The 11,035-nt window shown below is 22.5% G+C and carries 7 protein-coding genes; 5 read left to right on the forward strand and 2 right to left on the reverse strand.

Annotated elements, in window-relative coordinates; genetic code table 4:
- On the forward strand, window positions 1-277 hold a 277-nt coding region (locus BU00_RS05225), incomplete at its 5' end, for a hypothetical protein (RefSeq protein ID WP_036458915.1).
- Window positions 278-372: 95 nt separating this feature from the next.
- On the opposite strand, the gene BU00_RS0102090 is transcribed toward BU00_RS05225, so the two are convergent.
- On the reverse strand, window positions 373-6,765 hold the full coding sequence (locus BU00_RS0102090; RefSeq protein WP_027121290.1) for a beta-N-acetylglucosaminidase domain-containing protein: 6,393 nt from the start codon (window positions 6,763-6,765) through the stop codon (window positions 373-375).
- 277 nt (window positions 6,766-7,042) lie between these two features.
- Between BU00_RS0102090 and BU00_RS0102095 the strand changes: the two genes are divergently transcribed.
- The 4 genes from BU00_RS0102095 to BU00_RS0102110 all read left to right on the forward strand — a co-directional run bounded on the left by BU00_RS0102095 (window position 7,043) and on the right by BU00_RS0102110 (window position 10,742).
- Window positions 7,043-7,483, forward strand: coding sequence for a hypothetical protein (locus tag BU00_RS0102095; protein ID WP_027121291.1), 441 nt, complete (start codon window positions 7,043-7,045; stop codon window positions 7,481-7,483).
- 168 nt (window positions 7,484-7,651) lie between these two features.
- The gene (locus BU00_RS0102100) at window positions 7,652-8,947 is read left to right on the forward strand and encodes a glucose-6-phosphate isomerase (RefSeq protein ID WP_027121292.1); all 1,296 of its coding nucleotides are present in this window, start codon (window positions 7,652-7,654) and stop codon (window positions 8,945-8,947) included.
- A 91-nt stretch (window positions 8,948-9,038) separates the two neighbouring features.
- The gene (locus BU00_RS0102105; protein WP_027121293.1) at window positions 9,039-9,473 is read left to right on the forward strand and encodes a hypothetical protein; all 435 of its coding nucleotides are present in this window, start codon (window positions 9,039-9,041) and stop codon (window positions 9,471-9,473) included.
- 144 nt (window positions 9,474-9,617) lie between these two features.
- Window positions 9,618-10,742 carry an ECF transporter S component gene (locus tag BU00_RS0102110; protein WP_156926423.1) on the forward strand — a complete coding sequence of 375 codons (1,125 nt, stop codon included), beginning with the start codon at window positions 9,618-9,620 and terminating at the stop codon, window positions 10,740-10,742.
- A gap of 36 nt (window positions 10,743-10,778) precedes the next feature.
- Here the strand turns inward: BU00_RS0102110 and BU00_RS0102115 are convergent.
- A partial coding sequence (locus BU00_RS0102115; protein ID WP_027121295.1) for an integrase core domain-containing protein occupies window positions 10,779-11,035 on the reverse strand: 257 nt, incomplete at its 5' end.

The raw sequence follows: 11,035 nt of genomic DNA on the forward strand, positions 1-11,035 counted from the left end.
TAATCACATTGAAGGTTATATTTTATTTTCTTTCTTAACATTATTTATTTTTAGATATCTTTCATACAAAATCAAAGAATTTTACAAAAACAATGGAGTTGTTCAAAAAATAACTGATGATAGTATGGTTGATGTTTTTAGAAATATGAAATACATAGTTGAAGAAAACAATTTTACAAAAACAAATATTCAAAAATTTAAATCAGAGAATGAATTATCGAATATTTCTTGAAGTATTTATAATGATTACTATAAATACATAAAAAGTAACAAGTAAATTTTATATTTAAAAACTTTTAACACTGTATTATAGTGCTAAAAGTTTTTTTACCTTTGTCAACTGGGAAACATGGGACAGATTTTTTTATTAATTTATTTTTGTTTTTTCTTTTTTCCAAACATTAACCCTAACCCAAAAATCCCTAAAATTCCAAGTACTCCAAATACACTTCCTAAAATGGTTGCTATATTAGAAGTTTTATTTTCTTTGCTATTTATTTGATCACTTTTTTGAGAATTAGTTTCTTGCTGTTTTGTTATGTGTGTTTCTATTTCATTTTGTATGCTGTTTATTTCTTCAATAGAATTTGCATTATCAATTTTTGATACTAAATCATTTTTAATTGAAGTATCTTTTATATGATTTACACGAGTTTTTAATTCATCTTTTTTAGTGTTTAATTCATTAGAAGATTCACTTGGTTCTTCATTTGGTAATTCATTTGGATTTTGTTGAGTAGTAATTATTTTATCTATTGTATTAGATAAGTTTTCAAGTTGACTAATATATGTTGCATTATTTATTTCTTGTAATACTTTGTCGCTTACATCAACATTTTTAATCAGTTTTAATTTTTCAAGTAATTCTTGTTTTTTATCAAAAAATAGTTTATTTTTTGATTGATTATTATTCACTTCTTTTTGTAATTCTAAAAGTTTTTCAAGATTAGCAGTATTATTTAGATCATTTAAAAGTTTTTGTTTTAAATATTCATCTTGTACTTTATCAATTTCTTGCTTGATTTTGTCAAGATTTTGATTAAAATCAGCAACTTTTTTAAGAGCAATTTCATGATTTATTTCATTAATGATTTGGTTTACTTCGGATGGATTTTTAGCACTTTCAAGTTTTTGATTATATAAATCAGGGTTTGAAATATTTTTTAATAATCCTTGTGCATTTTCTTTAGCACTTTGTACCTTATCTTGTGGGATTACAAGTGAGGATTTTGCACTGTTTACTTCTCGAATTAATTGATCAATCTCTTGTTTATTTAAATTAGAAATATTATTTAATTTTTCGTTAAGTAAATCTATTTTTTGATTATATTCTGCAAATGAGTCATTTGTGTAAATATTTGAATCATTTGTTATTTTTTCAACTGTTAAAGATTTTAATTTATCTAAATCTTGCGTTTTTGTCTCTTGTGCTTGATTTGTAATATTTTTTAGTTCATCTAAAGCTTGTTTTATTTCTTCGATTGATGATTCTGGTGAATTAATTATTGTGTTTTGAGCATTAATTTTTTCAACTATTTTTTGAGATTCATCAGCTCATTTTGTTTCATTATTATCAACAAAATTATATGCACTATTATCTCTAAAATCTTTGTATTGTGCTAAAATTTCACCTTTTGGAGACTTAACTAATTTTTTAAATAATTCATCATATTCAGAGTTTAAAAGTCAAAATTGGTATGGAGCAGTTTTTGAATCAGCAAGTTTTTCTTCCATATATAAAACATATTTTTGTAAATCATTAAATCCTTGTGTTTCGTACTCATAATTATTTAACTTTTTAAATTCTTTAACGTTTAATTCTGTTTGTTGTCTATTGTAATTAGAAATTTGAAGTTGATTTAAAGATTTTTCATGTTCATCTAATAAAGCATTAATATCACTATTTGTCATATTTTCAAAATCTTTAAGTGATTCTTCTATTTTTAAGATAGTTTTTGCATAAACTGCATAACTTTCATTTGTAAATCAGTTTTCAGAGTTATTTAATCTTTCAACAAGGATTTTTTTCAATTGTGAAATATCAACTCTTAATTCAGGATTTATTAAAAATTCTTCTAAGGAATTTTTTAGTAAGTCTATTGTGTATTGTTTAACATTTGGTGATTTTAAGACATTTTGTATAGTTTCTAGTAAACTTTCATATTCATTTTTTGCCTTTGCTGTAAATCTTGAAAGTTTTGCCGGTTTTGTATTAACAAGTTCTTGTAGTTTTGAAGTATCTGTTTCTGTTTGACTTTCTGCTTTATCAAGAGGTAAAATTTCGATAATAGAAGGTATTATAGATTTTCATTCAATTTCAAATCCTAAAATTTTTGCATCAGTATTAGGATAATTAATTCTGAAATCCATTAAATTATAAGATAATGTACCAAGTTCCACTTTTTTAGTTTCACTTGTTTTTTCATCATACATTAAAACTCTAACATTTGCTTGTGAATTTAGTCCTTTTGTGTAAAATCTAACATCTTTATTTGCGTATTCTTCTTTTGTTATGAAATATTTTAGTAAACCATTTGTATTAGCTGGTTGATAAAATGTTGATATATCTTTATCTAAAAGTTTTTCAGGTGTATGATCTTTTGAAACTTCTTCATAATTTTGACCTTCAAATCTTGGGTCTTGGTTTGTACTTATATATCTACCTTGATTTAAAATTATTTCGTTTATAATCAAACTTTTATCTTGTGGATAATCTGCTTTAATAACTAATTTTATAAATCTTGCTTTTAAATTTGTTGGTAAATCATTATTAGATCAATATTTAATATTAGGGTTATTATAATATATTTGTCCTTTTTCAGTTTGACTAAGATTTAAGTCCGCATCTGTATCAATTTGATCATCACCAATTGTTAAAACTTTTGTTCAATTATTAATATCATCTGAATTTTGATTAGAAACATAAACATCTAAATCTTTTGGATAATCAGATGTATTTGCATTAGATAAAATACTTAATGAATTTAATTCTATCTCTTTACCTAAATCATATGTAATAAATTGATTAGTTTTTGGTGTTGCGCTAAATTTAGCAAAGGTGGTAAAATCACCATCAAATTCTTTAAGCGAATTTCTATCATCATTTTTATTTTCAACAATACCTATATTGCTATCAACAAGCTTACCAAGTTCAATTTTATTAGTTGTTGTAACAATTAAATCCTTAAATGGTAATGTTTTGCTTTCTTCAGATTGATTAGTAAAAAGTAGATATCTTAAATTAATGTTATGATCTAAATTTTCAAAATCTTCAATAGTATTCCATATATAACCATTTGATGAATATAAAAGAGATATGCCTTGTGTTTTAGTAAAGTTTGCAGATATTTTTGAAACAGTATAAATATCCTTTAAGTCAAGACCAATAGATTCACCTTTATTTAGATTAAATTCTTTTAGTTGCTCAGAGTTTTCTTTGTTAAATAATGAAAATTCGTTTCCTTGATGTGTTGTAACTAAACCAGTATTGTTTTGATTAGCATATAAATATCTTTCATCAGGGAGGTGTCTTTCTTTAATTTCTATTTGTTTAAGACTTCATAAATTGTTAACATCAGAATTATTTTCGATTCTTATTCCAATATATTTTGATTTATCTTTTGCAATAGAAATAATTGAATTTAAATTATTTAGCTCAACAGTGTCTAATATTTCATAATCATCTTTATTCTTTTTACCTTTAATAATAATATTGTTTAATTTATTGTTTGTATCATCTTGTAAAATTTTAATACTATCTATAAACATTGATTTAGAAAAATCAATATCAATAGCAGTATCTTTTTTAAAGTAACCAGAAGTAGTTTGTTTATCTCTTAATAAAACAGTTCTTTGATTATTTTTTCTTAATACATAATGTAATGATCCTCTGTCAGTTTCAACATTATTTGCAAATATATTAAATTTAGGATTTTCAACAGGATTATATCCTGCTACTTTAATAGTTCCTAATCTTCATCAATTTGGTACATGTTGTTTGTTTACAATTCTAAATTCTTGAGCAATTGCATTACCTACTACTGTTTGACTTTTTAAACCACTAAGTACTTTTGAACCAAATTGTTTTCAATTTCCAGCATCATCTTTATATTCAATAATAAAACTTTTTAAAATATCACTTTCTTTTGTTCAACCTTGTTCAACTAAAATTTTGGTAACTTCTTGTTTATTTTCAAGTCTAAAACCAAATGTTTTATCAATATCGATGCTATCTCTATTGCTATCGTTACTATTACTGTTATTTTTTAATCAAAATTCAGTTGTCGGATTTTCATCTGATAAGTGTTTTTGATCACCACCAGCATTTGTCATAGTAGTATTTGTTTGATCATAAGTAACATTTATTCATTTTTCTGATGAATTTTGTTCTTTGTGATTAATAACAAAATTAGATATTCTAAATCATGCTCTTTCGCTTTGGTCTGTTTTATTATAAATTCTAACTGCTGTTACATTTTCGATATTTAAGTTAGTTACTTCAATAGGTTGAATATCATTTCTTGGTTTATTTATACTATCTTGTCCAGTAATTGTGTGTCATTCATCAGAACCATAAACTTTATATTCTAATTTGGATTCTATAAAATGATCACTTAATGAACCCATTTGAATATAAATTGATTTTAAAAGAGTTGGTCTGTTTAAAGAAACACCATATCAATCACCAGCTTTTAATAAATTTTGAGTTCTTTGATGTGATTGATTATAAATTTCTTCGTCTTTATTAGATAAACTAGTTACATCTCTTTTAGCACTAATAAGTGAATTTAAATTAGTTATAGTAGTTCCATAATCTTTATTTGAAGTATCAAACAATTCACTAGAAATTTGTGTTGCAAAATCTAAAACTTCTTCTACAAAGGGTTGAATGTGTAAAACTCCAATTTCAGGATTGATTTCTTGATTTTTATATAAAAATTTATGTTGTTTTGAATTGTTTATTTCAGATATTGCACTATTATACAATTGAGCAAATTCAATATTATTATTTTTCTTATATTCTTTTAATGCTTGCATCAATAATACAACACCACTTGATAAATCTTTAAAGGATTCAATTCAAGGTTGAATTTCTTGTTTAAAATTAAAATTAGATGTACTTCTTAAAACAATATTTGAATAATTATTTAATTGTTCAAATTCCTCTTCAATTAGATTTAAATCATTTATTGTAAAACTTTTATTTGATAATTTTTTCTTTAGTTCATCAAGTTTTGGTTTTAATTCAATCGATTCTTGTAATTTATGTGAAACATTGATTTTTTTAGAAATCATATGCTTTGCAAGATTTGTTAGAGCATCTACTTCTGGTGTGTTGTAAAATAGTCCATTTCAAGAATAATTAAAACTATTATTTCAAATATTGTTAATAGTATTATCATCATTTCATAAATTTCAAGAGTAACTAAGTGCACCAAAAACAGCAATTCTTGAAGCATTAGCAAAACTCATTGGATTAAGTAATAACCCATCAAAAGCATTATTAGAAATATTTTTAGGTAAAAGTTCTTTATATCCACCTAAAATAAGTTGATCTTTTGAATCAAAATTATCTGGTCAATTTACTAAAAAAACTAAATTATTTTGTATATTTGATTTTAACTGAACAATTTTTTCATTTGATACATTTGTTGAAGAATCTAAGTTTACAATTAATTTTATTTCTTGTGCAATATTTGGATTTATACCTGAAAGACTTTCTAATTCATTTTCGTTTAATACATAAAATAAACTAATTTGTGTGTTTTGTTCTTTTAATCAACTATTTAAATCATTAATTAATTGATTTTTTTTATCTTTATTTAACAGTTGCAACTCTTCACTATTGTTTAATGATTTATCGTTTGATAATGAAAAGTTTTTAACACCTAATTTAATTAGTTGTAAAAATTTACTTTTTAATAACTCTAAATCTTGTGCATAAGTATCATTTGTAATTGCGTTTTCATTAAATGGATCTATTGTATAAACAAAATCAATTTTATTTTTTTGTGCTTCTAAAATATATTCTTGTAATTCTATAATTTCATTGTCAGAATATAATTCTTTTCATTGGTTATTTTGTTTTACATTATTATTTGCATAAAAAAATGTATTTAGTTTATAAAGACTGCTTCATTTTAAGAAATCTAAAATATTACTTTTCGATCAATTAAGTGATTTATTATTTGAAAAAATACCTCTAATTGATAAATCAGAATAATCTTCAATTTTAAAGTTTTGAATACTTTTATCTTGTAATTGATTTAAAACATTGTATAAAGTATTAACAGCATAAAAACTTGCTTGCTGATTTTTAGCAAGAATAACTATTTTATTATCATTATTATGAATTATATAACTATCATTTTTATTTTTTAATTCATCTGAAAAGTTGATATTGTTATTTTTAGCGTAATTATCAACTAGTTCATCCTTATCATCAAGGATTCCGATTAAAATATTTGTTTTACCTTCTTGAACTCTTCTAGTGGTTGTAAATTCTATATTTTGTTTTTTTGAAATTTCTTTAATTCTTGTTAATGTTTCAAAATCAACTGAATCTTCAATAACAATATTTATATTATTTGTGATTAAATAGCTATTATTCAAATATTCAATTTTGTGAACATATGGAAAAATATTATATGTTTGTGAATTTGTTGTTTCTGGTGAAACATTAGATTCAATTGCGCTTATATTTGAAGCAAAAACAAGTGTACTTGCTGAAAGCAAAGTAAACTTTATTAATTTTTTTATTTTCAATTTTTCTCCTTTTTTTCAATTTATTAAATTATATATTTTTAGTTTTAAAATACAAAAATTACAATTCAAAATATTTATCATAAAAAAGTTTAATATTTCTAATTTATTATTAAATTTTTAATACTTTTTAGAAACATAATAAAAAAACATTTTTAATACTTTAATAAAAAAAGACAATTTAATAAAAAATTAAATGCAAAATATTAAGAGTTTAAAAATAATTTATTTGTAAAATAAATATGTTTTCAAAATAAAATATAATTTATAATTTTTAAATATGAAAAGAAAAAAGATATGAATAATCATTGGAATATTTTCTTGATTAGGTATAGCAAGTAATATTGCTGCAATAATTGTAAAAAATACTGTTTTTAAAAAACAAGAAATTAAAAATGAATTAAATATTGCAAAAATAGAAATACAAAAAAATTCTGACAAAGATTTTAAAGTTATTTTCCAATTTAATAATTCAGATATTTTGAATACATTAAATAATAATTTAACTTTTATATACTATGAAAAACCTCAAAATACAAATGCTGAAAACTATTGAAATATAGTAAAAATTAACAATTATTCATATAATAAAGATATAAATGAAATATCAATTGATTTAAATAATCTTGCAAAAGAAAAAGAATATCAATTTATTAAATTAATTATAAATAACAAAGAAACAAATTTTGAAAGTTTTAATGAAGCAACTATTAAAATTTAATTTAAAATTTGACTAATATAAATTTTTTAAAATAATGATAATAAAAATAAATTAAGATTTTATATTTTTACTTAGTAATGTAAAATATATTTTATTAATAATAAAAAAATACGTTTATTATAAACACTTTAAGTGTTTATATAAAGTGAAAATACCAAGGGGAAAAATATGAAATATTTAGAATTAAATATTAAGAATGCCTTACCAAAAGGTTTAAAAAATCTTGAATATTTACAAAATAAAATTACTGAAATTCACAATAATGTTTTAACAAAAAACGTTGCTGAAAAAGATTGATTAGGTTGATATAACTTACCAAGTAATTACGATAAAGATGAATTTCAAAGAATGCAAAAAAAAGCAAATCAATGAAAACAAGCAAATGTAGAAGTTGTTGTCGTAATTGGAATTGGTGGTTCTTATTTAGGCGCAAAATCAGGATATGATTTTATTTATGGACCTTATTCAATTAAAAAACCACAAATGGAATTAGTTTTTGCTGGAAATGATATTTCTGCCGAAACACTTGTTGCTAAATTAAATTATGTTAAAGATAAAAAGTTTGCTATTAATGTTATTTCAAAATCTGGAACAACATTAGAACCTTCAATTGCTTTTAGAGAATTTAGAAACCTTCTTGAAGAAAAAGAAGGAGAAAATGCAGCAGATTTAGTTGTTGCAACTACAGATAAAAGCAGAGGGGTTTTATTTGAACTTGCTACACAAAAAGGATATGAAAAATTTATTATTCCAGATGATATAGGTGGTCGTTTTTCTGTTTTAACACCAGTTGGATTATTTCCATTTATGTGTGCAGGGATTGATGCAGAAAAAGTTTTATTAGGAGCAAAAGAAACAAACTTAGAACTTGTTTCAGATAGATTATCAGAAAATCCTGCTTACCAATATGCTGCAACAAGATTCCACTTAAATAATAAAGAAGATTTTAAAATTGAAATGATGGTTGCTTACGAACCAAAATTACAATATTTTATTGAATGGTGAAAACAACTATTTGGTGAATCAGAAGGAAAAGATGGAAAAGGTATTTGGCCAACAAGTTCAATTTTTTCAACTGACTTACACTCATTAGGACAAATGATTCAAGAAGGTACAAAAATATTATTTGAAACTGTTTTAACATTAAAAAATCCTGCTGATAATATTCAATTTAAATCTTTTGAAATTGATTATGATAAATTAAATTATTTAGATGGAAAAGATTTACACACAGTTAACAATGTTGCTTTTGAAGCAACAATGGAAGCCCATACAAAAACTGGTGGCGTTCCAAACATTCATCTTTTATTAGATAAATTTAATGAAGAAACTCTTGGAGCATTATTTATTTTCTTTGAAAGAGCTTTAACAATGAGTGCTTACTTACTTGGTGTTAATCCATTTAACCAACCTGGTGTTGAAGTTTACAAAAAAAATATGTTTAGTATGCTTGGTAAAAAATAAAAACTTTTGAAAAAATTCAAAAGTTTTTTTCTTTTTGTTTTTTTTATTTTCAAAATATTTCACTTGTTTAATAAAAAAGTGAAGGAGAAAAATGGAAAATCAAAATTTATTTAAAATTTATCAATTAAGTGATAAATTACAAAAAGGATTATCTAAATTTATTGAAAGAGAAGTTAAATATGTTTTACCTGTATTAACAATAGGTGATGAAATTATATTTATGGAAGCAAGAAAAGAATATAAAACAGAAAAAACTTGAGATTTATTTAATGAAAACGATACATTAAATATTTCAGTAGTTAATAATGTTTATTTTAAGATGAACTATGATTTATTTATGAAACATGCATCTCAAATGACAGAATATAACATCTCTGCTTTATCTGAACTTGATATTTTAGACAAAATTAAATTAATATTTTTAAGTGATGATCCATCACTTAAATTAGTATATATCAGAAAAAAAGAAAAAGATAAAATTTTTAGCAATGATTTAGAACAACTTAAAACACAGATTTTTTCATAAGTGTGATAAAATTAAAACATGATTACAGAGACGGTGGAAAAAAAAGAATATATAAAGACATTTAAGAAGAACTTTTATTTAAATTTATTTTCAAAACTATTTTTTATAATATTAATTTTATTTTTTGTTGTATTTTTATTTAATATGAATCAAAATAATTTAAACTTAAATACAGCGATTTGAAAGTTTAGTTTAGGTTCATTCATTGTATTACTTATAACAGCATTTGGATTTTGTCTTTTTACATCTATAAATGAATATTTACAATGAAAATTTGAAATAGATTTAATTAAAAACGAAAACAAAAAGTTTTTAGTTAAAAAAATACTTTTATTAAGTTGTTTTGACTTTTTATTTGGTTTTATTTATCGCTTTTTATTTATAGAATCATTATTTGAAGAAGAAAACAACTTGATATCTAATTTAAAATTATCTTTAAAAAGAAAAGAAGTTTTATTTAGTGTTTATGATATTTCATTAGCAGGGATTTTATTTTCATTATTTTTAATTGTTGGTATTGTTAATAATTTTACTGCACTAAGATTAGCAAAACTAGATTTTGAATATGTTTTTTATGTAATTTTTGCTTATTTTTTTGGAAAATGAAAAGGTACATTTTTATCTTTCATGGCAGATTTTTTCAATTTATTATTTGCTGGAAGAATTGCTTTTTATCATGAAGCATATGCAATTGTACCTATTGTTGCTACATTTTTAATAGCAATTACTATTGAAGCGTTTAAAAAACAAACTAAGATAACACTTATTTTTATGGATATTTTTCTATTTGCTGTTTTTGGTGTATTATTATATGTTTTTCTATCGCAAGAAAACATTGAACAAGGAATAAAAATTTCAAAAACATTTGGTTTAAGTTCACTAAGTTTAAGTGCTTTTATAGTTTTACTTGTACTAAGTTTTTTAATCTTAATTACATTTAATGTTTTTGGTATTTTTTATTTTGTATCCAAAAATGAAAAATTCAAAAAAAATATTTCTTACTTCATATTAGCTTATTTTTTAACAGTTTCTTTAATTGTGCTTGCACGTTGAATTTGAGGTCCTTTTGCATTTATAATGTATGCAAATAGATATTTAGGAAGAGGTTATAATCTTTCTGATAGATATATTATAGTAATGATCCCAATAATTTTAAGATCTCTTATTTCGATTCCAATTTATGCAACATTTTTATATGTTTTATTGCCTACTCTTGATAAATTAAAAGAGGTTGTAATCAACAGAAAAATTCAAACAAGATATGCTTAAAAATTCAACTTAAACAGGGACACAGATTTGAAACAATTATAATTTTAAAGCACTTCAAGTTTCTTGAGGTGTTTTTCAATTAAGATTTGATTGAAATCTTTCATTATTATATTTTACAATAAACGATTCAATTAATGATTTTAATTCTTTAAAAGTCATTTCCTTTATTTTGTTTAAATATAAACATTCTGTTTTTAATATCGAAAAGAAATATTCAACTTCTCTATTATCTAAGGAATTACCAACTCTAGACATTGAAATTTTTCCATTAATTTTATCAACTAATTTTTTAT

Source organism: Mycoplasma leonicaptivi ATCC 49890 (assembly GCF_000622205.1).
GTDB lineage: Bacteria > Bacillota_I > Bacilli_A > Mycoplasmatales > Metamycoplasmataceae > Mycoplasmopsis > Mycoplasmopsis leonicaptivi.